At 63.7% G+C, this 26,456-nt stretch carries 23 protein-coding genes; 6 read left to right on the top strand and 17 right to left on the bottom strand.

Features of this window, described 5'->3' with window-relative positions; genetic code table 11:
• Window positions 1–4: 4 nt before the first annotated feature.
• The gene (ribF, locus tag BLR94_RS15585) at window positions 5–943 is read right to left on the bottom strand and encodes a bifunctional riboflavin kinase/FAD synthetase (RefSeq protein ID WP_084306964.1); all 939 of its coding nucleotides are present in this window, start codon (window positions 941–943) and stop codon (window positions 5–7) included.
• A gap of 99 nt (window positions 944–1,042) precedes the next feature.
• A complete protein-coding gene (gene murJ / locus BLR94_RS15580; RefSeq protein WP_084306966.1) occupies window positions 1,043–2,587 on the bottom strand; it encodes a murein biosynthesis integral membrane protein MurJ in 1,545 nt (514 codons plus the stop codon).
• Window positions 2,588–2,849: 262 nt separating this feature from the next.
• Here murJ and rpsT point away from each other — a divergent pair, with 262 nt between their 5' ends.
• Window positions 2,850–3,125 carry a 30S ribosomal protein S20 gene (gene rpsT / locus BLR94_RS15575; protein ID WP_042556309.1) on the top strand — a complete coding sequence of 92 codons (276 nt, stop codon included), beginning with the start codon at window positions 2,850–2,852 and terminating at the stop codon, window positions 3,123–3,125.
• 94 nt (window positions 3,126–3,219) lie between these two features.
• Here the strand turns inward: rpsT and BLR94_RS15570 are convergent, their stop codons facing one another.
• From BLR94_RS15570 to rplU, 5 genes are all read right to left on the bottom strand, one after another.
• Entirely contained in the window at window positions 3,220–3,678 is a 459-nt protein-coding gene (locus tag BLR94_RS15570; protein ID WP_084306968.1) for a CreA family protein, read from the bottom strand.
• A gap of 59 nt (window positions 3,679–3,737) precedes the next feature.
• Entirely contained in the window at window positions 3,738–4,856 is a 1,119-nt protein-coding gene (gene proB, locus BLR94_RS15565) for a glutamate 5-kinase (protein WP_084306970.1), read from the bottom strand.
• Between the two features lie 102 nt (window positions 4,857–4,958).
• Entirely contained in the window at window positions 4,959–6,182 is a 1,224-nt protein-coding gene (gene cgtA, locus BLR94_RS15560) for an Obg family GTPase CgtA (protein ID WP_084306972.1), read from the bottom strand.
• 222 nt (window positions 6,183–6,404) lie between these two features.
• Window positions 6,405–6,662, bottom strand: a complete 258-nt coding sequence (rpmA, locus tag BLR94_RS15555) for a 50S ribosomal protein L27 (protein ID WP_042556305.1) — start codon at window positions 6,660–6,662, stop codon at window positions 6,405–6,407.
• Between the two features lie 38 nt (window positions 6,663–6,700).
• Window positions 6,701–7,012, bottom strand: coding sequence for a 50S ribosomal protein L21 (gene rplU, locus BLR94_RS15550; RefSeq protein ID WP_042556304.1), 312 nt, complete (start codon window positions 7,010–7,012; stop codon window positions 6,701–6,703).
• A 288-nt stretch (window positions 7,013–7,300) separates the two neighbouring features.
• On the opposite strand from rplU, the gene BLR94_RS15545 reads away from it, so the two are divergent.
• A complete protein-coding gene (locus BLR94_RS15545) occupies window positions 7,301–8,269 on the top strand; it encodes a polyprenyl synthetase family protein (protein WP_084306974.1) in 969 nt (322 codons plus the stop codon).
• A gap of 239 nt (window positions 8,270–8,508) precedes the next feature.
• Window positions 8,509–8,736, top strand: a complete 228-nt coding sequence (locus BLR94_RS15540; RefSeq protein WP_084306976.1) for a PA4570 family protein — start codon at window positions 8,509–8,511, stop codon at window positions 8,734–8,736.
• 107 nt (window positions 8,737–8,843) lie between these two features.
• Here the strand turns inward: BLR94_RS15540 and bamJ are convergent, their stop codons facing one another.
• From bamJ to BLR94_RS15500, 8 genes are all read right to left on the bottom strand, one after another.
• The gene (bamJ, locus tag BLR94_RS15535) at window positions 8,844–9,461 is read right to left on the bottom strand and encodes a BamJ family beta-barrel-assembly machinery protein (RefSeq protein ID WP_084306978.1); all 618 of its coding nucleotides are present in this window, start codon (window positions 9,459–9,461) and stop codon (window positions 8,844–8,846) included.
• An 88-nt stretch (window positions 9,462–9,549) separates the two neighbouring features.
• Window positions 9,550–9,855: a DUF6482 family protein gene (locus tag BLR94_RS15530; protein ID WP_084306980.1), complete on the bottom strand. Its 306-nt coding sequence runs from the start codon at window positions 9,853–9,855 to the stop codon at window positions 9,550–9,552.
• 111 nt (window positions 9,856–9,966) lie between these two features.
• Window positions 9,967–10,455 carry a TIGR00645 family protein gene (locus tag BLR94_RS15525; RefSeq protein ID WP_084306982.1) on the bottom strand — a complete coding sequence of 163 codons (489 nt, stop codon included), beginning with the start codon at window positions 10,453–10,455 and terminating at the stop codon, window positions 9,967–9,969.
• Window positions 10,456–10,647: 192 nt separating this feature from the next.
• On the bottom strand, window positions 10,648–10,989 hold the full coding sequence (locus tag BLR94_RS15520) for a PA4575 family protein (protein WP_084306984.1): 342 nt from the start codon (window positions 10,987–10,989) through the stop codon (window positions 10,648–10,650).
• A 182-nt stretch (window positions 10,990–11,171) separates the two neighbouring features.
• The gene (locus BLR94_RS15515) at window positions 11,172–13,643 is read right to left on the bottom strand and encodes a Lon protease family protein (protein ID WP_084306986.1); all 2,472 of its coding nucleotides are present in this window, start codon (window positions 13,641–13,643) and stop codon (window positions 11,172–11,174) included.
• Window positions 13,644–13,790: 147 nt separating this feature from the next.
• Entirely contained in the window at window positions 13,791–14,954 is a 1,164-nt protein-coding gene (locus BLR94_RS15510) for a type III PLP-dependent enzyme (RefSeq protein ID WP_084306988.1), read from the bottom strand.
• A gap of 584 nt (window positions 14,955–15,538) precedes the next feature.
• A complete protein-coding gene (locus BLR94_RS15505; RefSeq protein WP_084306990.1) occupies window positions 15,539–17,515 on the bottom strand; it encodes a methyl-accepting chemotaxis protein in 1,977 nt (658 codons plus the stop codon).
• A 162-nt stretch (window positions 17,516–17,677) separates the two neighbouring features.
• A complete protein-coding gene (locus BLR94_RS15500) occupies window positions 17,678–18,598 on the bottom strand; it encodes a LysR substrate-binding domain-containing protein (protein ID WP_084306992.1) in 921 nt (306 codons plus the stop codon).
• 177 nt (window positions 18,599–18,775) lie between these two features.
• Here BLR94_RS15500 and BLR94_RS15495 point away from each other — a divergent pair, with 177 nt between their 5' ends.
• Window positions 18,776–20,227, top strand: coding sequence for a NorM family multidrug efflux MATE transporter (locus tag BLR94_RS15495; RefSeq protein ID WP_084306994.1), 1,452 nt, complete (start codon window positions 18,776–18,778; stop codon window positions 20,225–20,227).
• Here the strand turns inward: BLR94_RS15495 and BLR94_RS15490 are convergent.
• Window positions 20,137–21,807, bottom strand: coding sequence for a putative bifunctional diguanylate cyclase/phosphodiesterase (locus BLR94_RS15490; RefSeq protein ID WP_084306996.1), 1,671 nt, complete (start codon window positions 21,805–21,807; stop codon window positions 20,137–20,139). The genes BLR94_RS15495 and BLR94_RS15490 overlap by 91 nt on opposite strands.
• Before the next feature lie 287 nt (window positions 21,808–22,094).
• On the opposite strand from BLR94_RS15490, the gene rep reads away from it, so the two are divergent.
• Together rep and BLR94_RS15480 are read left to right on the top strand one after the other, a co-directional pair.
• On the top strand, window positions 22,095–24,104 hold the full coding sequence (rep, locus tag BLR94_RS15485) for a DNA helicase Rep (RefSeq protein ID WP_084306998.1): 2,010 nt from the start codon (window positions 22,095–22,097) through the stop codon (window positions 24,102–24,104).
• A 201-nt stretch (window positions 24,105–24,305) separates the two neighbouring features.
• Window positions 24,306–24,788: a UPF0158 family protein gene (locus BLR94_RS15480; protein ID WP_084307000.1), complete on the top strand. Its 483-nt coding sequence runs from the start codon at window positions 24,306–24,308 to the stop codon at window positions 24,786–24,788.
• Between the two features lie 279 nt (window positions 24,789–25,067).
• Here the strand turns inward: BLR94_RS15480 and BLR94_RS15475 are convergent, their stop codons facing one another.
• Window positions 25,068–26,423, bottom strand: a complete 1,356-nt coding sequence (locus tag BLR94_RS15475) for an MFS transporter (RefSeq protein ID WP_084307141.1) — start codon at window positions 26,421–26,423, stop codon at window positions 25,068–25,070.
• Window positions 26,424–26,456 lie beyond the last annotated feature (33 nt).

Raw genomic sequence — 26,456 nt, 5'->3', positions numbered from 1 at the left:
CTCTTCACTTAAGCGGTTGGCCGTGCCAATGGGCGCGGGCGGCGGCAATATCGGCAGCAATTGCCGTCTTCAGTGCCTCGAGTGAGGCGAAACGCTGCTCATCGCGCAGCTTGTGGTGGAATGCCACCGTCAAACGCCGGCCATACAGGTCGCCGGCAAAATCCAGCAGGTGCACCTCGAGGTGGGCGCTCCCGTCACCGGCCACGCTGGGGCGCACGCCGATATTGGCGACACCTGGCCATGGCCGGCCATCTATCTCGGCGCTGACCAGGTAGACCCCGGTCAGCGGTACGCGCTTGCGCTTCAGTTGCACGTTGGCGGTCGGCGCGTTCAACTGGCGGCCGAGCTTCTGTCCATGCAGCACCCGCCCGACGATCTGGAACGGTCGCCCGAGCATGCCTTCGGCCATCCTGAAATCGCCGCTGGCCAGGGCCTCACGCACCCGGGTGCTGCTGACCCGCTGGCCGTCGACCTCCACGGTCCTGGCCGCCTCGACGGTGAAACGCTCGCGCTGCGCTGCGTCGGCCAGAAAGGCGAAATCGCCGGCGCGGTCGCAACCGAAGCGGAAGTCGTCCCCCACTTCCAGGTGCAGAACACCCAGACCATCGAGCAATACGCGCTGCACGAACTCGGCCGCGCTCAACTCACGCAGGCGCGGGTTGAAGGCCAGGCACAGCACGCGGTCGACACCTTCGGCAGCCAGCAGGGCGAGCTTGTCACGCAGGCGGCTCAACCGCGCAGGTGCGCCGCTGGGGTCGAAGTATTCGCGCGGTTGCGGCTCGAACAGCACCACGCAGCTCGGCGCGCCAAGCTCCGCCGAACGCTCACGAAGGCGCGCCAGAATCGCCTGGTGGCCACGGTGAACGCCGTCGAAATTACCGATGGTGGCGACACAGCCCCGATGCTGGGGCCGCAAATTATGAAGGCCTCGAACCAGCTGCATAACGCGCTTCTTGCTCACAAAGTGGCCAATTATACGCACAGCGGCTGGCGCCGGGTAGGCTGATACCGCGCTCTATTGCTGCGATCGCTACGCGCCCGCTCAGCCGACCGAGCGGCGGGCGAAGTCGCGCAGACGGAAACCGAGGATGCCCAGCACCGCCAGGTAACTCAGCGCCCCGGCCGCCACCAGCGCCCCCAGACGCAACAGGCGCTGCAGCATGTTGCCGTCGCTCCAGGCCGGCATCAACCACAGCATGCCGACCAGCACCACGACCATCACCAGCATCGCCGCCAGCAGCTTGCCGGTGAACAGGCCCCAACCTGGCTGTGGCTGGTAGAAACCACTCGCGCGTAATTTCCAGAACAGCAGGCCGGCATTCAGGCAGGCCGCCAGGCCGATGGCCAATGCCAGGCCGGCATGGGCCAGTGGAATGACGAAGACGAACAGCACGTTCATCACCTGCGTCATCAACAGGGTGAACATGGCGATGCGTACCGGGGTGCGGATGTCCTGGCGGGCGTAGAACGCCGGCGCCAGCACCTTGACCAGCAGCATGCCGAGCAGACCCACCGAATAGGCGAGCAAGGCACGCTGGGTCATGTCGGCATCGGCAGCGGTGAACTTGCCGTATTGAAACAGTGCGACCACCAGCGGCTCGGACAGCAACGCCAGCGCCAACGCACAGGGCAACGCCAACAGGACGCAGATACGCAACCCCCAGTCGAGCAGCTTCGAGTAGGCGGCGGGATCCTCGGCGGCATGGGTCTTGGCCAGCGACGGCAACAGAATGGTGCCCAGCGCCACACCCAGCACGCCGGCCGGCAACTCCATCAGGCGGTCGGCGTAATACATCCAGGAGACCGAGCCCGCCACCAGGAAGGAGGCGAACACGGTGTTGATGATCAGGGATATCTGCGCCACCGAAACACCGAGAATTGCCGGCCCCATCTGCCGCAGCACACGCCAGACGCCGCTATCGCGAAGGTTGAGACGCGGCAGCACCAGCAGGCCGATCTTGCGCAGATGAGGCAATTGATAAAGCAACTGCAGCAAGCCACCCACCAGCACCGCCCAGCCCATGGCCATGATCGGCGGGTCGAAATAGGGGGTCAGGAACAGCGCGAAGAAAATCATGCTGACGTTGAGCAGCGTCGGCACGAAAGCCGGTACCGCGAAACGGTTCCAGGTGTTGAGCAATGCGCCGACGAAAGATGACAGCGAAATCAGCAATATATAAGGGAAGGTCACCCGCAGCAGGTCACTGGTCAGCTCGAAGCGTTCCGGGTTGTCACTGAAGCCCGGTGCCGAGGCCCAGACGATCCACGGCGCAGCCAGCACGCCGAGCAGCGTCACCAGGGCCAGCACCAGGGTCAGTTGACCGGCGACGTAGGCGACGAAGGTACGCGTCGCCTCCTCGCCCTTCTGGGTCTTGTACTCCGCCAGGATCGGCACGAACGCCTGGGAAAAGGCGCCCTCGGCGAAAATGCGCCGCAGCAGGTTGGGCAGCTTGAAGGCCACTACGAAGGCGTCCGAGGCGATGCCGGCACCGAAGATCCTGGCCATTATGGTGTCGCGCACGAAGCCCAGCACACGGGACAGCATGGTGATCGAGCTGACCGCAGCCAGCGATTTGAGTAGGTTCATTCGGCAGAAGGGGCCCTGATTCGGGTGTTGAACTCTGGTCAACGGGCAGCAGCGACAGCCGTGCCGCGCCAGACACAGACCACAAAACGGTGCACAGGTGCGGCGTCCACCTGCATGGGCGGCGAGTGTAGAATCCCCACGCCGAGAAAGCACCCTCCCGCTCGGCGAGCGACCCGTAATCCGCCTTGACAAGTGCGCCGCACGCCTGCATGATTCGCGGCCTTATTTGTCTGTAACCCCTTAGTTTTCGAGGAGCTTGACGGTGGCCAATACACCTTCTGCCAAAAAACGCGCAAAACAGGCTGAGAAGCGTCGTAGCCATAACGCCAGCCTGCGCTCCATGGTTCGTACCTACATCAAGAACGTCGTCAAGGCTATCGACGCCAAAGACCACGAAAAAGCACAAGCCGCTTACGTTCTGGCCGTGCCCGTCATCGACCGTATGGCCGACAAAGGCATCATCCACAAGAACAAGGCCGCTCGTCACAAGAGCCGCCTGAACGGTCACGTCAAAGCACTCAGCCAAGCTGCTGCTTAAGCGTCCCGCTTCATGAAAAACCGACCTCAGGGTCGGTTTTTTATTGCCCGAGAAAAACAGCCGAAAGCGTCAGGCCTCGAGAAAAACGCGCAGCTCAAGGCTGCTCGGGCCAGGGCATGATCGGGATCGCCGTTACCGCATTCTGCGGGCTGCCTTCGATCACCCGGTCACTGTAGACAAGGTACACCAAGGTATTGCGCTTGCGATCGAAGAACCGCACCACCTGCATGGTCTTGAACACCAGCGAGGTACGCTCGCGGAAGACCTCCTCGCCATCCTTGAGGTCACCCGCGAAACTGATCGGGCCGACCTGCCGACAGGCAATCGATGCCTCGGCGCGGTCCTCTGCCAGACCGAGCCCGCCCTTCACGCCACCGGTCTTGGCGCGCGACAGGTAACAGGTCACGCCCGCCACCCTGGGATCATCGAAAGCCTCGACCACGATCTTGTCGTTCGGCCCCACCCACTTGAAGACGGTGGACACCTGACCGATCTCTTCGGCAGACACCCATAGCGGCACCAGACACAACAACCCCAGCCATCCTGCTTTCATAACCTCACTCCTCGATGGATAACGGCAAATCGCTCTTCGCCTGCAGCATGCAGAAGCCTCTATACCAGAATCAGATTATCGCGGTGCACCAGCTCGGTCTCATCGACGTACCCCAGCAGCCGCTCGATTTCATCCGAAGAACGGCCAATGATCTTCTGCGCCTCGAGCGCGCTGTAGTTGGCCAGGCCGCGGGCGATCTCGCGTCCGTCCGGCGCCACGCAGACCACCATCTCGCCGCGCCGGAAGCTGCCCTGCACCGCCTTGACCCCCACCGGCAACAGACTCTTGCGGTCGGACACCAGCGCCTTGACCGCACCAGCATCCAGCACCAGGGTGCCACGGGTCTGCAGGTGCCCCGCCAGCCACTGTTTGCGTGCCGCCAACATGCCACGCTCCGGCACCAGCAGGGTACCGAGCAGCTCGCCGGCCTTGAGCCGCGCCAGCACCTGCTCGATGGCGCCACCGACTATCACCGTATGCGCACCGGAGCGGGCCGCCAGTCGCGCGGCGCGCAGCTTGGTCTGCATGCCACCACGCCCCAGCGCACCGCCGACACCGCCAGCGACGGCATCCAGCGCCGGGTCGTCGGCACGCGCCTCATGGATCAGCCGGGCATCGGGATTATTGCGAGGATCGGCGTCGAACATGCCGTCGCGGTCGGTGAGAATCACCAGCAGGTCGGCTTCCACCAGGTTGGCCACCAGCGCTGCCAGGGTGTCGTTGTCACCGAAACGGATGCCGTCGGTCACCACGGTATCGTTCTCGTTGATCACCGGGACCACGTCGAGATCGATCAGCGTACGCAGGGTGCTGCGTGCATTCAGGTAACGCTTGCGATCGGACAGGTCATCATGGGTCAGCAGAATCTGCGCCGTGCGCCGGCCATGCTCGCCGAAACTCGATTCCCAGGCCTGCACCAGGCCCATCTGACCGATGGCGGCTGCCGCCTGCAGTTCGTGGATGGCACTCGGCCGCGCAGTCCAGCCGAGACGGCTCATTCCCGCCGCCACCGCGCCGGACGACACCAACACCAACTCGACGCCCTGCGCGCGCAGTGCCACCATCTGCTCGACCCACACCGCCATGGCGCCGCGATCCAGGCCCTTGCCATCGGCAGTCAGCAAGGCACTGCCGATCTTCACCACCCAGCGCTGCGCACCACTTACCTTGTCACGCATGTCTTTCCAACCCCAGCCAGAAGCACATTTTCGCAAGCCATCGCCGACGGCAACGGCCAAAACTTACGAAAACGCCGCTAAAAAGCGGCGCCTGTCGTCCAATCAATCCCGGACGTAAATGATTTCCGGGCCATCCTCTTCATCTTCCTCATCCCAGAAGCTGTCGTCTTCCTCTGCCTCACCGACAGGCCGGACACCGGAGCGGCGCAGTGCGCGCTTGTCATCCAGCGCCTGCAACTGGGCGCGTGCCTCATCTTCGATACGGCTATCGAGTTCGGCCAGCTCGGCCGCATAGTCCGGGTTTTCCTGAATGCGCTCAGCGCGCGCCTCGAGGAAGTCCATGATGTCATAACACAGCTGCTCGGTGCCCTCTCGCGCCAGGGCGGACACCACGTAAACCGGCCCGGCCCACTCGATCCGCGCAACGATTTCAGCAACCCGCGCCTCCTGCTCCTCATCGAGGATCTGGTCGGCCTTGTTCAGCACCAGCCAGCGCTCACGCTCCGCCAGCGACGGGCTGAACTTGGTCAGCTCGGCCACGATGACGGCAGCCGCCTCAGCCGGATCGGTGAGATCCAGCGGCGCCATGTCGACCAGGTGCAACAGCAGGCGAGTACGTGACAGATGCTTGAGGAAGCGAATCCCCAGGCCCGCACCGTCGGAAGCGCCTTCGATCAGACCTGGAATATCGGCGACCACGAAGCTCTTGTAGCGATCGACACTCACCACCCCCAGGTTAGGCACCAGGGTGGTGAAGGGGTAATCGGCCACTTTCGGCTTGGCCGCGGAAACCGAACGGATGAAGGTGCTCTTGCCAGCATTGGGCAGGCCGAGCAGACCGACGTCCGCCAGCACCTTCAACTCCAGCTTGAGGTCACGCGCATCACCCGGCTTGCCTGGCGTGGTCTGCCGCGGCGCACGGTTGGTACTGGATTTGAAGCGGGTATTGCCCAGACCATGCCAGCCGCCCTGAGCGACCAGCAGGCGCTGTCCGGCCTTGGTCAGGTCGCCAATCACTTCCTGGGTCCCGGCGTCGATCACCGTGGTGCCGATAGGCACCGGCAGAATCAGATCCTCGCCCTTGGACCCGGTGCAGTCGGTGCTGCCGCCCTTCTCGCCATTGGGCGCCTGGAAACGGCGGGTGTAGCGGTAATCCACCAAGGTATTGAGGTTTGCGGCAGCCTCGATATAGATCGAGCCGCCATCACCGCCATCACCACCGTTGGGTCCACCGTTCTCGATGAACTTCTCGCGACGGAAGCTCATCATGCCGTTACCGCCGTCACCGGCCTTTACAAAAATCGATACTTCATCGACGAATTTCATGGATACGCCTCCCGCCTAGAACGCGGGTCACTGAAACAAGAAACACCGGGTGCTTGCAAAATTGCCCTGATACCGCCCGCGTCACACCAGGACAGTTTGGCAAGAACCCACACATGCGCGACTCATCGACACCCGACACGCCGGGAGGGCGATGACCACGCCATAGGATACAGAAACAAAAAAGCCCCGTCGCAGGACGGGGCTTTTCCAGCAACCTCGCGATCAGGCCGCGACGACGCTCACGTAACGACGACCGAAGGCGCCTTTCACTTCGAACTTGATCACGCCTTCGATTTTCGCGAAGAGGGTGTGATCCTTGCCCATGCCAACGCCGTAGCCAGCGTGGAACTGGGTGCCGCGTTGACGCACGATGATGTTGCCAGGAATGATTTTCTGGCCGCCATACATCTTCACGCCAAGGCGTTTGGCTTCTGAGTCGCGACCGTTGCGGGTACTACCGCCAGCTTTTTTGTGTGCCATGAGTTCAATACTCCTATAGAGGGTTCAGGCGAAACGAATCAGGCCTGAATACCGGTGATTTTGATCTCGGTGAACCACTGACGGTGGCCCTGACGCTTCATGTGGTGCTTACGACGACGGAACTTGATGATGGTGACCTTATCGTGACGACCTTGCGAAACGACTTCAGCCGACACCTTGGCGCCTTCGATGACCGGGCCACCGATGGTCACGTCGTCACCGTTGCCGATCAGCAACACGCGGTCGAAGGTAACGGCTTCGCCAGTGGCGATTTCCAGTTTCTCGACCTTGAGGTATTCGCCTTCGGTGACCTTGTATTGCTTGCCACCAGTAACAATTACTGCGTACATGGTAAATCTCCGTTAATCCTGCTCACCCAGCGCTTTATGGGAATAAGTGTCGGCTGGCATGGCTGCTTGGGGCCGGAAGGACACCCTTGCAATTGCGTAAGGCAGGGAAATACCCAGGGGGAAGTTCAGGGTGCGCGATTGTACGCAAGCCCCCGAGGCGGTGCAAGCGCGATCAACGCTCGCCTTGACAGTTCCCGCCCACGACGCGCGGGGCGCCGCCTGCAGCTTGCACTGAAACCTCAACAGCCCCTAACATGCCGCGCAACCTAGAAGGAGCACGTGTCGCTGATGCAACCCCAGGCTTTTTACAGTGTGGTAGCGGATGACTTTACCGCCGTGGACGGCATTATCCGTCAGCAGCTGGTTTCCCGCGTCCCGCTGGTCGAGAAGATCGGCGACTACATCATTTCCGCTGGTGGCAAACGCCTGCGGCCGTTGCTCGTGCTGCTCAGCGGCAAGGCCCTTGGCTTGAGCGATGACCGGCTGCGTCTGTTGGCCGCCACCATCGAGTTCCTGCACACCGCCACCCTGCTGCACGACGACGTGGTGGACATGTCAGACATGCGCCGCGGCCGCAGCACCGCCAACGCTCAATGGGGCAACGCACCAAGCGTGCTGGTGGGCGACTTCCTCTATTCGCGCTCGTTCGAGATGATGGTCGAGCTGGCCTCGATGCCGGTAATGAAGATCCTCGCCAAAGCTACCCGGGTGATCGCGGAAGGGGAAGTGCTGCAACTGACCAAGATCCGCGACGCCAGCACCAGCGAAGAAACCTACATGGAAGTCATCCGCGGCAAGACGGCCATGCTGTTCGAGGCTTCCACCCAGAGCGCAGCGGCGCTGGCCGAGGCCACGCCCGAGCAGAACGAGGCGCTGCGCACCTTCGGTGACCACCTGGGCATCGCTTTCCAGCTGGTCGACGACCTGCTCGACTATAAGGGCGATACCGCCACGCTGGGCAAGAATGTCGGCGACGACCTGGCGGAGGGCAAGCCCACCCTGCCGTTGATCTACACCATGCGCGAAGGCCAGCCGGAACAGGCATCACTGGTTCGCCAGGCGATTCAGAAAGGCGGCCTGGAGGACCTGGAGCGCATTCGTCATGCCGTGGAAGCAGCCGGCGCCCTGGACTATACCGCCAACCTGGCTCGCGACTACGCCGAGCGCGCCATCGCCTGCCTGGAAGTCTTGCCCCCCAGCGTGTACCGCGACGCCTTGGTCGAACTGAGCCACTTTGCCGTGGCGCGCACCCACTAGCGGCGACCTGCTCCCACCCTCCACGCCCGAGCCCGTCCATGTAACGGGCTTTTCATAGGGGCACCCTGCGCGACGCCTGATCCCCTGCTCGTCGAGGGCTGCAACCCAACTCTGCGCCTGAACAAGGCGAGCGAAAGCCCCTGCCGAAGGCAGAATCGACGAAAGGCCACGATTAAAGCTTGCTATTAACGTAATAAGAATTATTCTCATATCTACCACTGACTCAGGGAGATGATGAGATGACTTACTTGATAGATGCCTGGCTGGATCGCCCTCATCCCTATCTGCGCATCCTGCACAGGGAAACGGGTGAAGTGTGCGCGGTTCTTGAAGAAGAGGCGCTGGATGAGCTGCGTAAACAGGGTGACCTGGATCTGCATGAACTGAGCTCCAGCGAACCACTGGTGCTCAAGGAACTGGTTCGCAGCCTGTTCCTGTACTGCTATGCCCGGGCCTTGCGCCCGTGACAGCCAGCCATTCGCCTCGCGGGTCGAACGACCGTCGCAGGGCGGACGATGCTTCATCGCCCACCACTCCGGGATCGCAATAACGGGCGGGCGCGACCCGGCGACGGCTACAGGATGTCGAGCAGTTCCACGTCGAACACCAACACGCTATGCGGCGGGATGCCACCAACGCCCTGAGCGCCGTAGGCCAGTTCGCTCGGCACGTACAGGCGCCACTTACTGCCGGTCGCCATCAGTTGCAGGGCCTCGGTCCAGCCGGCGATCACCCCACCCACCGGGAACTCCGCTGGTTGGCCGCGCTCGTAGGAGCTGTCGAATACGCTGCCGTCGATGAGGGTGCCGTGATAGTGGGTCCGCACACTGTCGTCGCGCGATGGCTTGGCGCCCTCGCCTGCGCTCAGCACTTCGTATTGCAGGCCGGAGGCCAGCACCGTGATGCCCTGGCGCTTGGCGTTCTCGGCCAGAAAGGCCAGCCCTTCTCCGGCGGCGGCGTCGGCCTTGGCCTTGGCTTCGGCCTGCATGACATCGCGGATCACCTTGAAGCTCGCCGACAGCTCGGCTTCACTGACTCGGCTTTCCAGGCCGGCGAACGCATCGGCAAGACCAACGAGAACGGCATCCAGGCTCACGCCCGGCGGTGGATTGTCGCGCAATTGGCCACCGAGTTGACGGCCAATGCCGTAGCTGACACGTGCTTCGTCAGTGGAAAGATCGAGTTCGGGCATATCGCCGCTCCGCAAGTTAGGAAAAAAAGGCCGGCTAGCTTGGGCCCTGTTGACGTTTCAGCGCAAGCTGCGCGGCAACGGCTCCGCCTCACCAGCGGCTGCGCAGGCTGACGGGCACACGCAGCGCCGCGCGGCTACCGCCCGCCAGGCCACACATCTCGTCGTAGGCCGACGCATGCATCAGGAACAGCGGCACCTCAGGCAGCTCCTGCAGCAGATCCCTGGCGTGTTCCACCGAACGCAGGTGCACGTTGCGGCCGGCATCATCGACGAGATGACAGCGCCGCAGGCTGCCAATGATCTGCAGCAGGTAGATGCCGCCTTCCAGGGAAATCAGTTGCAGCTCGCTTATCGCTCCCTCGCGCGCTGCGCGCAGCAATTCGGGCAGAGTCATGGCATGTCCTCGACGGCGGGAGCGACCACTATACGTTCGCTGCCAGGCAGATAACAAAACGCCCGGCTTTCCAGGAGAAAGTCGGGCGTCTTGGCCGCATCGGCATGCCGATCAGTGCTTGGTGAGCTTGTCCAGGTAGCCCATGGCGAAAGCCGAGACGACGAACGTCATGTGGATGATCACGTACCACATCAAGTGATCGGCCTGGTGATTGCGCGCGTCCATGAACACCCGCAGCAGATGGATCGAGGAAATCGCCACGATGGACGCCGCGACCTTCATCTTCAGGGAGCTGGAATCCATCTTGCCCAGCCAGCTGAGTTTTTCCTTGCCTTCGTCGATGTCCAGCTGCGAAACGAAGTTCTCGTAGCCGGACATCATCACCATCACCAGCAGCCCTCCGACCAGGGCCATGTCGACCAGCGACAGCAGCACCAGAATCAGATCGGCTTCGGCCATGCCGAAGACATTGGGCAGAACATGGAAGACTTCCTGAAAGAACTTCAATGCCAGCGCCAGCAGGCCGAGCGACAACCCCAGGTAGATGGGGGCAAGCAGCCAGCGCGATGCGTACATCGCGTTTTCGATAAAGCGTTCCATGGGCTCTCACCAGTGATTGAAACAGCGCGCGAGTATACCCAGCGCCAGCACGCAGGCAAGCTGTCACTGACGGCCTGAAAAGCACCGGCAACCGGTAAACCGTGGTCATCATGCAGATTGTGTATAACCTGCGACGCAACGCCGCAGCACACTCGCCTGCGCGCCCGGACGGCGTCGGGGCAGGCCTTGCGTTCAGCGATCCGGACAGGACAGGTGGGACATGCCCGGGCGACCGCCGCCGCCATTGAGACGGCGCAGTTCCGCTTGGGCATGCAGGCGCCAGATCGGCGGCTCGTTGCAGGTCCCGTAACCCTGCAGCGCAAGACTCTCGGCGATCTCGTCGAGCAGCCCCTCGACCACCGAAGGCCCACGGAATGGGCCTTGCGCCTTGACGGCCGAGGGTTGTTCGGCCGACATGCCGGCGATGCAGATCAATGTCCACAGGCCCTGCTCGCCAGCCAGCGGCAACACCGCGCACTCGATACGGGTGGTCACCCCCAGGCATTCACGAATCAGGCAGAGGCTACGCGACATGGCGGCAATCCTCGCGGGAACAGACTTGCAGCCTACACCCGCAGGCGTTATCGGCAAAGGCGGGGTTATGCACAGAAGCTGTGGATAACGCTGTGCATGAAAGGTGAGCAAGCGCCCGCATCCGGCATACCGGGTCGCCGCAGGCGAGGCGCTCATCACGTGGTCGATTCACCCGCCGCCGATCATTCGACCGACGGTTTTTTCTCCCGCGGTTTTTTCGGCGTCTTGGCTGGCAGAGCGGCGGTCAGCGCTTCCTTGGCCTGTTCGGGCTTGTCCTCCTCGCCGAGGTCGATCTCGGCGATCTCGCGCAGGCGCTCGACCACGCGTGCATTGACGCTGCCGTTCGGGAAGCGGCCCTTATCGTCCGGCGTGCCGGCGTCCGTGCCGACCAGCAGGCTCAGCGCCTCGTCGACGTGGCGCACCGCATAGACGTGGAACTGCCCGGCGCGTACCGCCTGCAGCACGCGCTCGTCGAGCATCAGGGTGGCGACGTTGGAATGCGGGATGATCGCCCCCTGCTCGCCGGTCAGCCCACGCGCCTCGCAAAGGCGGAAGAAACCCTCGATCTTCTCGTTGACCCCGCCGACGGCCTGCACTTCGCCGAACTGATTGATCGAGCCGGTGATCGCGAAGCACTGCTTGAGCGGCGTGCGCGACAGGGCGGAAATCAGCGTGCAGACCTCGCCCAGCGAAGCGCTGTCGCCGTCCACGTAGCCATAGGACTGCTCCAGGGCGATGCTGGCGGAGATTTCCAGCGGGAATTCCTGGGCATACCGGCTGCCGAGGAAACCGGTGAGGATCATCACCCCCTTGGAGTGGATCGGCTGGCCGAGGTTGACCTCACGCTCGATGTCGACGATGCCCGAGCCGCCCGGGTAGACGGTCGCGGAAATCCGCGCCGGCACGCCAAAGGCCGAGTCGCCGACCTCGAGCACGGTCAGGCCGTTGCATTTGCCGATGGCCGCACCCGCGGTATCGATGAGGATGATACCGGCCAGCATGTCGTCAATGATCCGCGCCGAGACCCGCCCGGTACGCGTGGCCTTGGCCTTGAGGGCGCGCTCGATATGGTCGGCGTCGGTCACGCTCTCGCCGGCCAGGTTGCGGATGAAGTCCGCCTCGCTGACCAGTTGGAACAGATCACCGATGCGCGCCGACAACCGCCCCTGGTGCTCCGCCAGGCGTGCGCTGTAGGTGGCCAGCCGTGCCACCGCCGCTGCGCTCAGCGGTGCCATGCCTTCTTCGTTGGTACGCGTCTTCAGCAACTGGGCGAACTGTTCCAGGCTGTCGTCCGCCAGGGGGATGTCCTCGTCGAAATCGACCAGTACCCGGAACATCTCCTGGAAATCCGGATCGGCGTCCTGCAGCGCGTAATAGAGCTGACGCGAGCCGATGATCACCACCTTGAGCTGCAGCGCGATGGTTTCCGGATTGAGGGTGACCGTGGCGATACGACCCAGATCGCCCAGCGGCGACTCCATCTTCAGCTTGCGTGACTGCAGGGCACGCTTCAGGGCCTCCCAGACGAACGGTTCGCTGAGGAATTTCTCCGCCTCGAGGATCAGGAAGCCGCCATTGGCACGGTGCAGGGCACCTGGACGCAACTGCCGGTAGCTGGTGTAGAGCGCGCCCTGGTCGGTGTTGTACTCGATGCGGCCGAACAGGTTGTCGTAGGTCGGGTGAGGCTCGAACACCACCGGTGCGCCGCCATCGACATGGTGGCCGACGATCAGGCTGGGGACATACAACTCCTCGAGCAACTTGCGGGTCTGGGCATCGGCCTTTTCCACCTCGATGAGCAGGTCGACCACGCTTTTCAGCAGGTCCACCTGCATCGCCTGCAGATAGGCGCAGACCCCGGCATTCTCGGCGTACTTTTCCGAGAGCGGCGCCAGCAGCGGCTGCAATGCGACGGTGATGGTTTCCTCGTTGAGCTGGCGCAACTGGTTGCTCGACTCGCGTTTCCACTGCGGCAGGCTGGCCAGTTCCTCGTTGAGGCGCTCCTCCAGCGTGGCGATATCGGCATGGAAGCGCTCGCGATCCGCTTCCGGCAACTGGGCGAACTCGGTCTCGTCCACGGCCTTGCCTTCGAGCATGGGCGTGAAGGCGATGTTGCTGCTGTCACGGTACAGGGCGATACCACGCTCCAGGGACAGCTTCTCGATCACATCCAGCGCCTGGTCGTAGCGCTTGTTGAAGGCGCGGTCGATGGCGCTCTTCTTCTGCTGGAACGACGGGTGCTCGAACACGGCCGGGAAAGTCGCCAGCAGGTTGTCGATCAGCACATTGATGTCGGCGATGAACTGGCCAGCGGTACCGGCGGCCAGCTCCACCGCGCGGGGCTCGCGGGGCTCGTCGAAATGATTGACGTAGACCCGGTCCGGCGGGGTCTCCAGGCGCTTGCCCTCGGCCCGCAGGTAGCGTTTGACGAAAGAGAACCGACCGGTGCCCGGCTCGCCCATGACGAATACGTTGTAACCGGGGCGCGGCATGGCCACGCCGAACTGCAGTGCCTGCACGGCACGTTCCTGGCCAAGCACGCCGCGGAAGGGCTCCAGATCATCGGTGGTGGTGAAGGCGAACTGCTGAGGCGAGAAGGGACGGGTGAGTGCATCGGGCGCCAGGCGCAGGCCGGCTGCAACGGGATCGGGCATCGGGGATCCTTAAATACCGCAGAGAAGTGCCTGCATTCTCGCGCTGCCCGCTTCCCTCTGGCAAGGCACCGGTGCCGACCGGCATCGGCTGCCCCGCAGAAACGAAAACGCCCGCAACCAGTGCGGGCGTCCGATGCAGCGACAGGCTTACAGGTAGAAGGACTTCAGCGGCGGGAAGCCGTTGAATTCCACCGCACTGTAGCTGGTGGTGTAGGCACCGGTGGACAACCAGTACAGGCGATCACCACTGGCCAGGTTCAGTGGCAGACCGTACTTGTAGTGCTCGTACATGATGTCGGCGCTGTCGCAGGTCGGCCCGGCGATGACCACTTCTTCCATCTCGCCCTTCTTCTCGGTCCAGATGGGGAACTTGATGGCTTCGTCCATGGTTTCGATCAGGCCGCTGAACTTACCCACATCGGTGTATACCCAGCGCTCGACGGCGGTACGCGACTTGCGCGCCACCAGCACCACTTCGCTGACCAGGATACCGGCATTGGCGATCAGCGAACGGCCTGGCTCGAGGATGATTTCCGGCAGTTCGTCGCCGAAATCGTCCTTGAGGAAGCGGATGATTTCTTCAGCGTAGGTTTCCAGGCTGTTGGTACGGGTGATGTAGTTGGCCGGGAAGCCGCCGCCCATGTTGATCATCTGCAGCACGATGCCGTCTTCTTCCTTGAGGCGCTCGAAGATCACCTTGACCTTGGCGATGGCGGCATCCCACACATCGATGTCGCGCTGCTGCGAGCCGACGTGGAAGGAAATGCCGTAGGGCACCAGGCCCAACTGCTTGGCGAGGATCAGCAGGTCCATGGCCATGTCGGTCTGGCAACCGAACTTGCGCGACAACGGCCAGTCTGCCGAGGTCGAGCCTTCGGTGAGGATGCGCACGTAGATCTTCGAGCCCGGGGCGGCCTTGGCGATGTTGCGCAGGTCGGCTTCCGAATCGGTGGCGAACAGGCGCACGCCCTTGTCGAAGAAGTAACGAACGTCGCGGGCTTTCTTGATGGTGTTGCCGTAGCTGATGCGTTCCGGACCGACGCCGCGCTCCATCACCTTGTCCAGTTCGTAGATCGAGGCGATGTCGAAGTTCGAGCCCTTGTCCTTGAGCAGGTCGATGATCTCGACTGCCGGGTTGGCCTTCACGGCGTAGTACACCTTGGCGAATTCGAAACCGGCGCGCAGGTCGTCGTAGGCCTGGCTGATGATCGCGGTGTCGATCACCACGAACGGGGTTTCCTGTTGGTCTGCGAAGGCCTTCATTTTGTTGAAGGTTTCGCGTGGGTAGTAATCTTCGACCTTGATCGGCATGCGGGGCTCCAGATGGCTAAACCATGAACACTAGGATTCGGGCAGTTGAACCGGGCACAGGTTCAACCTTAGGGGCGGCCATCGACAATCGGCCGGAAGGCCTGCTGCCAGGCCTGGAACGTCTGATCAGTTTCCCCACTTTGGTTCGCCTACTTCCCAAGGCATGTCGCCGAGAATCACCGGCCTGGCATCAGGCGCGGCAACCTCTCGTCGTCAGTACTTGAGCCGGATGGATCGTTGCCAGCATGGACGTTCGGCCGCGGACTTTAAGACCATGCCCCGCACAGATCAATCAAAAATTGCCCTCGAGGGCACTCGCGCTTGCCGAGCGTTTTTGATTCCACACGAAACGCGGTGAAATGCTGCACAGCCGCAACCCCACGCGCGCGCGCCCTGCCCGACCTCGAGCCTGGCACAGGGTGCTTTCATGACGATGACAGTAGGGCTTTCGATTGCCCCGGGTGGGTCAGCCAGGCGGCCATGGCACGACTGTCAGTCAGTTGCGCCTGCTGCTGAGAGGGCTTGGCAGGCTATTGAAAACTACCTGCGTTGCCGCTGCCTCGCCTACGTTTTTCAACGGCCTGTTAGCGGAAGCGCTCGACTTCGCGGTGCAGATCGGCGGCCAGGGTCTCCAGCTCATTGGAGGTATGGGCCAGGTTGGCGATCACTTCGCGCTGCTCGCCGTTGGCCTGGGCGATGCTCTGCAGGTTGCTGCTGAGTACCGTCGCCGTGCTGCTCTGCTCGCTGGTCGCGGTGGTGATGGCGGCGAACTGTTCGCCAGCGGCACTGCTCTGTTCGGCGATCTGGGTCAACGCCGCCGCCACCTTGGCGTTCAGCTCCAGGCCGTTGTGCATCAGCTGGCGCCCCTGTTCCATGGTGCTGATGGCACTGCTGGTTTCGCCCTGGATGCTGCCGATCATGCTGGAGATCTCGGTGGTCGCCTCACGCGTACGCCCGGCGAGGCTGCGCACTTCGTCGGCGACTACGGCGAAGCCACGGCCCTGCTCACCGGCCCGGGCCGCCTCGATGGCGGCATTGAGCGCCAGCAGGTTGGTCTGGTCGGCGATCGAGGTGATGACGCTGAGGATGCCGCCGATCTCCTGGGAGCGCTGACCGAGGCTGTCGATGACCTTGGCGGCGCTGTTCAACGACGAGGAAATCTGCTCCAGCGCATTGGATGCCTCTTCCATGGAGGTACGGCCGATGCGGGTCTGGCTGGCATTCTCGCTGGCCATGCGTTCGGTGCTGCGCATGTTGTCGGCGATGTTCAACGAGGTGGCACTGAATTCTTCCACCGCACCGGCCATGCTGCCGATCTCGCCGGACTGCTGTTCGATCCCCTCGTAGGCACCACGAGACAGGCCGGACAGCGCTTCGGCACGCTGGCTGACGTGCCCGGCGGCGGCGCGGATGCGTTCGACCATGGTCGACAGCGCGGCGCTCATCTGGTTGAAGCTGCGCGACAGGTCGCCGATCTCGTCGTTGCTGGCCACCTCCAGGCGTACGCTCAAATCACCGGCCCCCAGGGCCTGGGCCTGACGGACCAGCTCGCCGAGCGGGCGCAGCTTGCGGCGCAGCAGCCAGATCACCGCGAGCACGGCAAGCACCAGGGTCACCAGGCTGCCGATCGCCAGCTGGCTGCCGACGTGCCAGGTCACGGCCTGGATTTCCGTTTCCGGCATGCTCGCCACCACCGTCCACGGGCCGCCGGCGAACGGCACGGCGACGCTGTAGAAACGCTGCTCGCCATCACTCCAGAACCCGCCCTTGCCCGGTGTGCCCAGCACGCCGGACATGGTGGCGGTCAGTTGCTCGGGACGTTGCGCGCCATAGGGAGGCACCAGCCACTTGTGCTGATCGTCGAGCAGCGCCAGGGAACCGGTGCTGCCGATGCGGAAGCGCTGCAGGTTGGCGAACTGGGCGTTCTGCGCGTCGGTGTAATCGAAGCCGACGAACAGCACGGCGATGACCCGACCGCCAGCGTCACGCACCGGGGTGTACTGGGTCATGTAGAAACGCTCGAACAGCAGCGCCCGGCCCACGTAGCTGTTGCCGGCCAGCAGCCGTGCGTAGGCAGGGTGCTGGCGGTCGAGCACGGTGCCGATGGCACGGCCACCATCCTGCTTGGTCAGCGAGGTGGTCACGCGAACGAAATCATCGCCGTCGCGCACGAAGAGGGTCGCCACGCCAGCGGTGAGCTGGCGAAACTCGTCGACCTCGGTGAACTCGTTGTTCAACCGCGTACTGCCCAGGTAGAGGGCAGGAGCCTGCAGCGAACCGACCGTTACCCGCTCGCTCGGGCTGAGGCTCAATCCACTGCTGAAGCGTCGTTCGAACAACCCCGCCAAGCGCTGGGTGCTTTCGCGCAGACTGTCGTGGAAGGTGCTCAACTGGTCAGCCAGCAAGCGCGCTTCGCTGCCCAGGTGTTCTTCACGGGTGACGAGGTTGGCGCTGTTCAGCGAGCGCAGGGCGAACAGCGTGCTGACGCTGATCAACAGCACCAGCATCGCGGCGAGGGCCGTCGCCAGTTGCCAGGCGATCCGGGAACGAGGTTGTGTCATGAAGCATCTCCAGGGCTGCAAATCACCCTTGAATGGAGTGAGTGATAAGCCGCGTGTTTCGACGAGCGCGGAGAATACTTGAGTACTTTAGTGCGTCAATGGCCATAAGGGTGCGGTGGCGCGTTTTTTACCTGGCGACACGAAAATGTTGCGCAGCAGACATCAGCGACGCATATCGACCTCTGGCAACTGCATCGCCCTGACCTCCTCCAGAAGAAAGTCGCGCAGCCGCTCGAAGCGTTCCTGACCGCGCCGCGCCCGCGGCCAGACCAGGTAATAACTGTCGCCGCTGGCCACCGCAGTCGACCAAGGCAGACCCAGGCGCCCTTGCAGGACATCTTCGGCGACCATCGCCAGGTCCCCGATCGACACGCCGTAGCCCCGGGCCGCGGCCACGATACCCAGCTCCAGGGTATCGAAGACCTGGCCGCCCTTGAGCGACACGCTGTCTTCCAGGCCCATGGCCTGCAGCCAGCGGCGCCAGTCGCGACGATCCGGGGTGGGGTGTACCAGCTCCGCCTGCTGCAGGCGTGGCAGATCCCAGCCCCCAGCCTCCGCGGCCGCCGGCGCACAGACGGGTATCAGCCACTCCTCGAACAGCATGGCGCTGCACCAGTCGTCATTGAACACGCCGTCGCCCAGCAGGACCGCACAATCGAAGGGCTCGTGGAGGAAATCGACACGGTCGATGTCCATCCAGGCGCTGGTGAGTTGCACCTCTATATCCCCGTGCTGGGCACGAAAGCGCGACAGACGCGCCAGCAACCAGCGCATGGTCAGCGTCGACGGTGCCTTGAGACGCAGGATGCTGTCATCGACCCGCAGCGTGGCACAGGCCCGCTCCAGTGAGTCGAAGCCGTCTCGCACGCCGGGCAGCAACAGCCGGGCCGGCTCGGTCAGTTGCAGCGAACGACCGCGGCGCTCGAACAGCCGGCAGGCGAAATGCCCCTCCAGGGTGCGGATGTGCCGGCTCACCGCACTCTGGGTGATCGCCAGCTCATCGGCGGCACGGGTGAACGACCCATGTCGCGCAGCCGCTTCGAAGGCACGCAATGCATACAACGCCGGCAAACGCCGACTCACGATCTTGAACCATGAGTTTTACTCATGCCTTGCATGGCTTTTTTCCTTTTGTGGCAGTGTGCAGGTGTGTCCAGAATAACGACTCCACACACGCCAAACACGCACTTGATCATCACCTGCGGTTCTCTACGCCTGGCTTCGGGTAGCCCCGGAAGCTGCAAACTTTGAGCATAACTCATGGATCGCCACACCCTTCGCCTGGAACTCATCGCCATTTTGCGCCTATCCGGCCCGTTGATCGCCGCGCAACTGGCCCATGTGCTGATGGTGTTCACCGATACGCTGATGATGGGCTTGCTCGGCCCACAGGAGCTGGCGGGCGGCGGCCTGGGTGCAGCCAGCTATTCGTTCGTGTCGGTCTTCTGCGTCGGGGTGATCGCTGCGGTTGGCAGCCTGGCGGCCATCCGGCACGGCGCCGGGGATACAGCGGGCGTCACCCGCCTGCTCGGCACCGGCTTGTGGCTCGCCTCGGCGCTGGCTCTCGGTGCCGGCATACTGTTGTGGAACCTGGCACCCGCGCTGCTCTGGGCCGGGCAGTCAGCGGACAACGTCGACAAGGCGATGACCTTCCTGCAGGCGCTGTTGTTCGCCCTGCCCGGCTACCTGACGTTCATGGCGTTGCGCGGCTTCACCGCCGCCATCGGCCGCCCCGGCCCGGTGATGGCCATCAGCCTGGGCGGCGCGCTGGCCAACTTCGTCCTCAACTATGTACTGATCAAGGGTTGGTTCGGCCTGCCAGCACTCGGGTTGGCCGGCATCGGCCTGGTCACCGCGCTGATCAGTACGCTGATGGCGCTCCTGCTCGCCGCGCACACCCTGCGTCACCGGGCCTACGCCGCCTACCCCTGGTTGCAGGGCCTGCGTCGCCCGGCCGCTGCCGAGCTGCGGGAGTTGCTGCGCCTCGGCCTGCCGATTGGTGGCACCTATGCCGTGGAGTCCGCGCTGTTCGCCTTCGCGGTGCTGTGCATGGGCGCGCTGGGCAGCACGCAACTGGCCGCTCACCTGATCGCCATCCAGTCGGTCTACGTGGCCTTCATGGTGCCGGTGGGCATTTCCTACGCGGTGACCTTCCGCATCGGCCAGCACTATGGCGCCGGTCGGCTGCTCCACGCGCGCTGGGCCGGGCGCCTGGGCATCGCCATCGGCGCGCTATGCATGCTGGGTTTCGCCGGCCTGTTCTGGCTCGCGCCTCACTGGGTGGTCGGCCTGTTCATCGACCGCTTCGACCCGGCCTACGCGGAGGTGGTCAGCCTGGCGGTGAGCCTGCTGGCCATTGCGGCCTGGTTCGAACTGTTCGACGGCATCCAGAATATCGCCATGGGCGCGATCCGTGGCTTGAAGGCCGCCAACATCACCTTTTTCGTCGGCCTGGGCTGCTACTGGCTGATCGGTGCGCCGATGGCCTGGCTGCTGACCTTCCATTTCGCCTGGGGTGCCCATGGCGTCTGGTGGGGGCTGGCCAGCGGTCTGGCCTGTGCGGCCATCGCCCTGACCCTGACCTTCGAGGTCAAGGCCGGGCGCATGCTGGGCGAGGCGGCTCAGCCCTCCCGCAAGCCGGGCAGTGATAGCCGCCCACGGCTGAGCAGGCGATCCAGTTCGTCACGCGGTACGGCGCGGCTGACCAGATAGCCCTGTACCTGATCGCAGCCGAACTGGCGCAGCAACTGCAGTTGTTCGGTGTTCTCCACCCCTTCGGCCACCACTTGCAGGTCGAGGTTGTGAGCCAGGTTGATCATCGCCTGCACCAGTTGCTGGGCCTGCGGACGCGACTCCATTCCGGTGACGAAGCTGCGGTCTATCTTCAGCAACCCGATGGGCAGGTTGCTAAGGTGTTCGAACGACGAGAACCCGGTGCCGAAATCGTCCAGGGAAAAGCGCACGCCCAGGTGGCCGAGGCGCCGCATGGTCTGCTGCACGTAGTCGCTGCGACGCATCACGGCGGTTTCCGTGAGTTCAAACTCCAGCCAGCTGCTGTCGATGCCGCAGCTCTCGATCAGGCGTTCCAGGGTCGGCAGCAACTGGCTGTCCTGGAACTGGCGGAAAGACAGGTTGATCGCCATGTGCAGCGCCGGCTGGCCACGCCCGTTGAACCATTGCATGTCGCGCAGCGCGCGGTCGATCACCCAGTAGCCGAGCGGCACGATCAGCCCGCACTCCTCGGCCAGCGGCACGAACGAGCCGGGCATCAGCAAACCCTGTTTCTCGTGTTTCCAGCGCACCAGCGCTTCCAGCCCGACGATCTCGCCGCTGTGCAGACAGAGCCGTGGCTGATAGTGCAACTGCAATTGATCGCGGCGCAGCGCCCGGCGCAACTCGCGCTGCAGATCGGCCTGGCTGCGCATGCCGCGATCCAGGTGTTCGTCATACAGGTGATAGGTGCAGCCCTGGCGACTCTTGGCCTGCTGCATGGCGACATGGGCGTGCCACATCAGCGTGTCGGCATTGCCCGCCGGCTTGGACTCGGCCACACCGAGGCTGCAGCCGAGCAGCAGGCTTTCACCGTCCACCCAATAGGGTTCGCCCAGGGCGTCGGCCACACGCCGTACCCAGGACGAGGCGCGCGGTGGATCGTCACGGGTGTCGAGCAGCAGGGCGAATTCATCACCGCCCAGCCGCGCCAGTTGGTCGCCTCGGCCCAGGTGGTGCTTGAGGCGCGCCACCACCTGCTGGATCAGTTGATCCCCGGCCCGGTGCCCAAGGGTGTCGTTGGCCTGGCGGAAGTTATCCAAGTCCAGATGCACCAGTGTCAGGCCCCGCCGGCCATGATCGCCGAGGCGCGCCGCCAGCAGCGTCTGGAAGCCCTGGCGGTTGGCGATGCCGGTCAGCGCATCCTGTTCGGTGAGGCGTTGCAGGGTGGCCTGCAGGCGGCCGTGCTCACGCACGTAACGCAGGCAGCGACGCACCACGTCATCGCTCAGTTGATCGCGCACCAGCCAGTCGCAGGCCTGCTCCGGTGCCTGTTCGGGCTCGCACTCGAGCAACAGGATGATCGGCACACTGCATTGTTCAGGGCTTGGCAGCTGGGCTGGCGTGGCCAGCAGGACCACATCGGGGTTGTCCCCCAGCAGGGCTTCGGCGGCTGGCCAACTGCTCGCGCAGGTCAGGGGTGCCGGACCGCCCAGGGACTCCAGGCGCTCGTGCAGCAGCTCGCCCCACTGCGGCGTGTCAGCCAGCAGGATCAGGCGCAATGGCTCGACGGATGCGCTCAAGCAAACTCTCCTGCGGCACGAAAGTACAGGCGACAACTCGCCCCTGGATGCGCCATATCCGGCATCAAATCAAGCACTTCCGTGTAAACCGCGGAACATCCTGCGACAAACGCGCAGAGCCGACAAGTGCATTGGCGAAACTCGCCGCCTACCCGGTCACAGAATGGCAAATGATCGATTACCGCCGTAGCCCCGCAGGTCGCGGCTGTCGGCTGCCCCATCAAAGCCACGAACGAGGTGCGACTTTCAGCTAAAATGCGCGGCCATTTCCCTGCGCGATAGACACGATGTCCCGACTCAACCCCCGGCAACAGGAAGCCGTGAACTACGTCGGCGGCCCTCTTCTGGTGCTCGCCGGCGCAGGCTCCGGCAAGACCAGCGTGATCACCCGCAAGATCGCTCACCTGGTGCAGAACTGCGGCATCCGCGCCCAGCACATCGTCGCCATGACCTTCACCAACAAGGCCGCCCGCGAGATGAAGGAGCGCGTCGGCACCCTGCTCAAGGGCCCCGAGGCCCGCGGCCTGACCGTATCGACCTTTCACAACCTGGGCATGAACATCATCCGCAAGGAATATGCGCGCCTGGGCTACAAGCCCGGCTTCTCGATCTTCGACGACGGCGACATCAAGGCGCTGCTGACCGACATCATGCAGAAGGAGTACGCAGGCGACGACGGTGCCGATGAGGTCAAGAACACCATCGACAGCTGGAAGAACGACCTGATCCTGCCTGACGAGGCCCTGGCCAATGCTCGCGGCCCCAAGGAGCAGACGGCCGCCATCGTCTACCTGCACTACCAGCGCACGCTCAAGGCGTACAACGCGGTGGACTTCAACGACCTGATCCTGCTGCCGGTGAAGCTGTTCCAGGAACACACCGACATTCTGGAGAAGTGGCAGAACCGCATCCGCTACCTGCTCGTCGACGAGTACCAGGACACCAACTCCAGCCAGTACCTGCTGGTGAAGCTGCTGGTGGGCATGCGCAACCAGATCACCGTGGTCGGCGACGACGACCAGTCGATCTACGCCTGGCGCGGTGCGCGGCCGGAGAACCTCAACCTGCTCAAGGAAGACTACCCGTCGCTCAAGGTGGTGATGCTCGAGCAGAACTACCGCTCCACCAGCCGCATCCTCAAATGCGCCAACGTGCTGATCGCCAACAACCCCCACGCGTTCGAGAAGCAGCTGTGGAGCGAGATGGGCATGGGCGACGAGATCCGCGTGATCCGTACCCGCAACGAAGACGCCGAGTGCGAGCGCGTGGCCCTGGAGATCCTTACCGAGCACCTGCGCACCCAGCGCCCCTACAGCGATTTCGCCATCCTCTATCGCGGCAACTACCAGGCCAAACTGATGGAGCTGAAGCTGCAGCACCACCAGATTCCTTATCGTCTATCCGGCGGCACCAGCTTCTTCGCCCGCCAGGAAGTGAAGGACCTGATGAGCTACTTCCGCCTGCTGGTCAACCCGGACGACGACAACGCCTTCCTGCGGGTGATCAACGTGCCACGCCGGGAAATCGGCTCCACGACCCTGGAAAAGCTCGGCAACTACGCCAACGAACGCAAGATCAGCATGTACGCCGCCAGCGACGAGATCGGCCTCGGCGAGCACCTGGACAGCCGCTACACCGAGCGCCTGGCGCGCTTCAAGCGCTGGATGGATGGCGTGCGCGAACAGTGCGTGGTCAACGAACCGATCGCCGCCATCCGCAGCATGGTGATGGACATCGACTACGAGAACTGGCTGCGCCAGAACGCCTCCAGCGACAAGGTCGCCGACGCGCGCATGGGCAACGTCTGGTTCCTGGTCGATGCCCTGAAGAACACCCTCGACAAGGACGAAGAGGGCGACATGACCATCGAGGACGCCATCGGCAAGCTGGTACTGCGCGACATGCTCGAGCGTCAGCAGGAGGAAGAGGACGGCGCCGACGGGGTGCAGATGATGACCATGCACGCCTCCAAGGGGCTGGAATTTCCCTCGGTGTACATCATCGGCTTCGAGGAGGAGATCCTCCCCCACCGCTCCAGCATCGAAGCCGACACCATCGAAGAAGAGCGGCGCCTGGCCTACGTGGGCATCACCCGCGCCAAGCGTAACCTGGCCCTGACCTTCGCCGCCAAGCGCAAGCAGTACGGCGAGATCATCGACTGTTCGCCGAGCCGCTTCATCAACGAACTGCCACCCGAAGACCTTACCTGGGAAGGCATGGAAGAGGCGCCGGTGGAGGTCAAGGCCGCTCGCGGCAACGACGCCCTGGCCAGTATGCGCGCCCTGCTCAAGCGCTAAGCCGCCCCGACCCTAGGTGAGGGGGCGGGCGCAGCGACACCCGGGTGTCATGCACGGCTCCAGAGCCGAGCGCAATGCCCGCATCACCAGCGTTCATCCTCGGCCGGCACCTGCGAACCATTTCGTAGTCAGAGTGAGAGGCCGGCCGCTACTGGCGGCCATCCGTCACCATCACGCCAATATCCCAAGAGGCCCGGAACCATGCGCACGCTCACTCTCGACCTCGATACCCTGACCCAGTTGATCAACGGTCGCGAAACCCTGGAGCACTGGCTCGATCTGGAGGCCGGCAGCGTACTGAGCCTGTCGCGGGAAGATCAGGACAGCGAAGAACGCCAGCAGCTCCAGTTGAATCCCGAGCGCTACGCCGCTGTGCCCAACCTCGATGTGGCCCAGCGCGTGGCCATGCGCGAGTCGTTTCTATTCACCCTCGACGACCTCAACGCGCACCCCCTGCTCAGCGCCGCCCTGACCGGTCGCAAACCGCTGCGCGCCTTCGATTACGAAATCGACTACTTCCCCGTGCTGCGCCAGCAATGGCAAGACTACGAACAGAAACAGCTGCGCGAATACGCCCTCAACTGGCTGTTCGAACTGGGCCTGGAACCGGCGCCGGACAAACTGCCGCTGGACACCCGTGGCATCCCCAGGGACATCCTGCGGCGGCTGACCAAAAGCGCCTGAGCCGGATGGCCTGCTAGGGTCTGTTGACGTTTCACGCACGGCCGCGCCGGAGCCCGTTTTTGCGCGAGGCAAGGCACGAGATGCGAAGTTTGGCGGGCCAAATGAGCCATTGAGTAACGCCGTCTCGCGCAAAAACGGGCCCGGCCCTACGGGTTGCGCGGGAAATCTCGCCATGCGTCGTTGGAGGACTTGAAAAGGGAATGCCATTCCCTGCGTCCTCCGCCTAGCTTGGCGAGAGTTCTCGCGGCAACGCGGCTCGCGCTGAAACGTCAACAGACCCTAACGTTGCGGTTGATACCCCGGCTGCACCGCCGGCTGGCGCAAGCCCATAGCCAGCAACGCGCCAGACACGGCAATCAGGGCACTGAAGAAAAGGGCCCGGTTCAACCCCTGCACCGGATCCTCGGTGGCATTGGCAACCGACACCAGAATGGCCAGGCCCAGCGCTCCACCGATCTGCTGCACGGTAGACGTCATGCCTGAGGCCACACCCTGCTGGCCGGCGGGGATGCCCTGCCCAGCGCACACCCACATCGCCGTCCAGGTCATGCCCTGGCCCAGGCTCAGCAGCGTGATGGCCGGCAGCAGCTGCAGATAGCCATCGACCCGCACCAGCCCGAACGTCTGCCAGGCGATTCCCAGGGCGCCGGCCAGCAGCCCCAGAATCAGTGTCAGGCGTGGGCCGAAGCGGGCCAGCATCGGTTCGGCCAGCGCGATACCCAGGGTACACACCAGGGTCGCCGGCAGAAACGCCAGGCCGGTCTGCAGAACACTGAAGCCGTACACCTGCTCGTAGTAGATGGCCAGGAAGTAGTACTGCACCCCAAAGCTACTCATGAACACCGCAGTGATCAGCATCGCCAGCCACAGGCTGCGGCGGCGTAACAGCTGCAGATGCATCAAGGGATCGGCCGCCCTGCGTTCGATCCATACGAACAGCCCCAGCAACAGCACTGCCGCCACGAAGGCACCGACAGCTCCAGGTGTCGCCCAGCCCCACTCCGGCCCCTGGATGAATGCCAGCACCAGCAGGCTGCCACCGGCGGTGACGCAGAACGCCCCAGGCAGATCGAAGCTGCGGCCCCCATCGAGCGCGACGTCTGCGCTGATCCAGCGCCCCGCCGCCCAGGCGCAACCGCCAGCCAGCGGCACATTGACGAGAAATACCGCCTCCCAGCCAAAGCCCTGGGTCAGCGCACCGCCCAGCAATGCCCCCAATGCCAGGCCGGCAGCCGATGCCGCACTCCAGATCGCCAGCGCCCGATTACGCGCGGCTCCTTCGGCGAAGTTGCCATTGATCAGGGCCAGCGTGGCGGGGAACAGCAGCGCCGCGCCAACCCCTTGCAGCGCCCGGGCCAGTACCAGCAGCAGTGGCGAATCGGTGCAACCACCGGCCAGCGACGCCACGGCGAACAGGGTCTGGCCGATGCGATACATGCGGCGGCGACCCAGCAAGTCGGCGCAGCGCCCGCCGAACAACAGGCAACCACCAAACGTCACGCTGTAGGCGCTGATCACCCATTGCAATTGCTGCGTGGAAAACCTCAGCTCGTCACCGATGCTCGGCAGGGCAACGAACAGGATGGTCGCATCCAGGGCGATGATCAGTTGGGCGCAGGCGAGTAGCGCCAGCATCAGGCGGGGTTGGGAAGACGGCATGCGCAGGAC

This window comes from Phytopseudomonas flavescens, from assembly GCF_900100535.1.
Classification (GTDB): domain Bacteria; phylum Pseudomonadota; class Gammaproteobacteria; order Pseudomonadales; family Pseudomonadaceae; genus Aquipseudomonas; species Aquipseudomonas flavescens.
This window is presented reverse-complemented; position numbering and strand designations above follow the sequence as displayed.

Coding starts and splice junctions, on each gene's coding strand:
- ribF (WP_084306964.1), bottom strand. CDS start 943: ATGCAGCTGGTTCGAGGCCTTCATAATTTGCGGCCCCAGCATCGGGGC.
- murJ (WP_084306966.1), bottom strand. CDS start 2,587: ATGAACCTACTCAAATCGCTGGCTGCGGTCAGCTCGATCACCATGCTG.
- BLR94_RS15570 (WP_084306968.1), bottom strand. CDS start 3,678: ATGAAAGCAGGATGGCTGGGGTTGTTGTGTCTGGTGCCGCTATGGGTG.
- proB (WP_084306970.1), bottom strand. CDS start 4,856: ATGCGTGACAAGGTAAGTGGTGCGCAGCGCTGGGTGGTGAAGATCGGC.
- cgtA (WP_084306972.1), bottom strand. CDS start 6,182: ATGAAATTCGTCGATGAAGTATCGATTTTTGTAAAGGCCGGTGACGGC.
- rpmA (WP_042556305.1), bottom strand. CDS start 6,662: ATGGCACACAAAAAAGCTGGCGGTAGTACCCGCAACGGTCGCGACTCA.
- rplU (WP_042556304.1), bottom strand. CDS start 7,012: ATGTACGCAGTAATTGTTACTGGTGGCAAGCAATACAAGGTCACCGAA.
- BLR94_RS15545 (WP_084306974.1), top strand. CDS start 7,301: ATGCAACCCCAGGCTTTTTACAGTGTGGTAGCGGATGACTTTACCGCC.
- BLR94_RS15540 (WP_084306976.1), top strand. CDS start 8,509: ATGACTTACTTGATAGATGCCTGGCTGGATCGCCCTCATCCCTATCTG.
- bamJ (WP_084306978.1), bottom strand. CDS start 9,461: ATGCCCGAACTCGATCTTTCCACTGACGAAGCACGTGTCAGCTACGGC.
- BLR94_RS15530 (WP_084306980.1), bottom strand. CDS start 9,855: ATGACTCTGCCCGAATTGCTGCGCGCAGCGCGCGAGGGAGCGATAAGC.
- BLR94_RS15525 (WP_084306982.1), bottom strand. CDS start 10,455: ATGGAACGCTTTATCGAAAACGCGATGTACGCATCGCGCTGGCTGCTT.
- BLR94_RS15520 (WP_084306984.1), bottom strand. CDS start 10,989: ATGTCGCGTAGCCTCTGCCTGATTCGTGAATGCCTGGGGGTGACCACC.
- BLR94_RS15515 (WP_084306986.1), bottom strand. CDS start 13,643: ATGCCCGATCCCGTTGCAGCCGGCCTGCGCCTGGCGCCCGATGCACTC.
- BLR94_RS15510 (WP_084306988.1), bottom strand. CDS start 14,954: ATGCCGATCAAGGTCGAAGATTACTACCCACGCGAAACCTTCAACAAA.
- BLR94_RS15505 (WP_084306990.1), bottom strand. CDS start 17,515: ATGACACAACCTCGTTCCCGGATCGCCTGGCAACTGGCGACGGCCCTC.
- BLR94_RS15495 (WP_084306994.1), top strand. CDS start 18,776: ATGGATCGCCACACCCTTCGCCTGGAACTCATCGCCATTTTGCGCCTA.
- rep (WP_084306998.1), top strand. CDS start 22,095: ATGTCCCGACTCAACCCCCGGCAACAGGAAGCCGTGAACTACGTCGGC.
- BLR94_RS15480 (WP_084307000.1), top strand. CDS start 24,306: ATGCGCACGCTCACTCTCGACCTCGATACCCTGACCCAGTTGATCAAC.
- BLR94_RS15475 (WP_084307141.1), bottom strand. CDS start 26,423: ATGCTGGCGCTACTCGCCTGCGCCCAACTGATCATCGCCCTGGATGCG.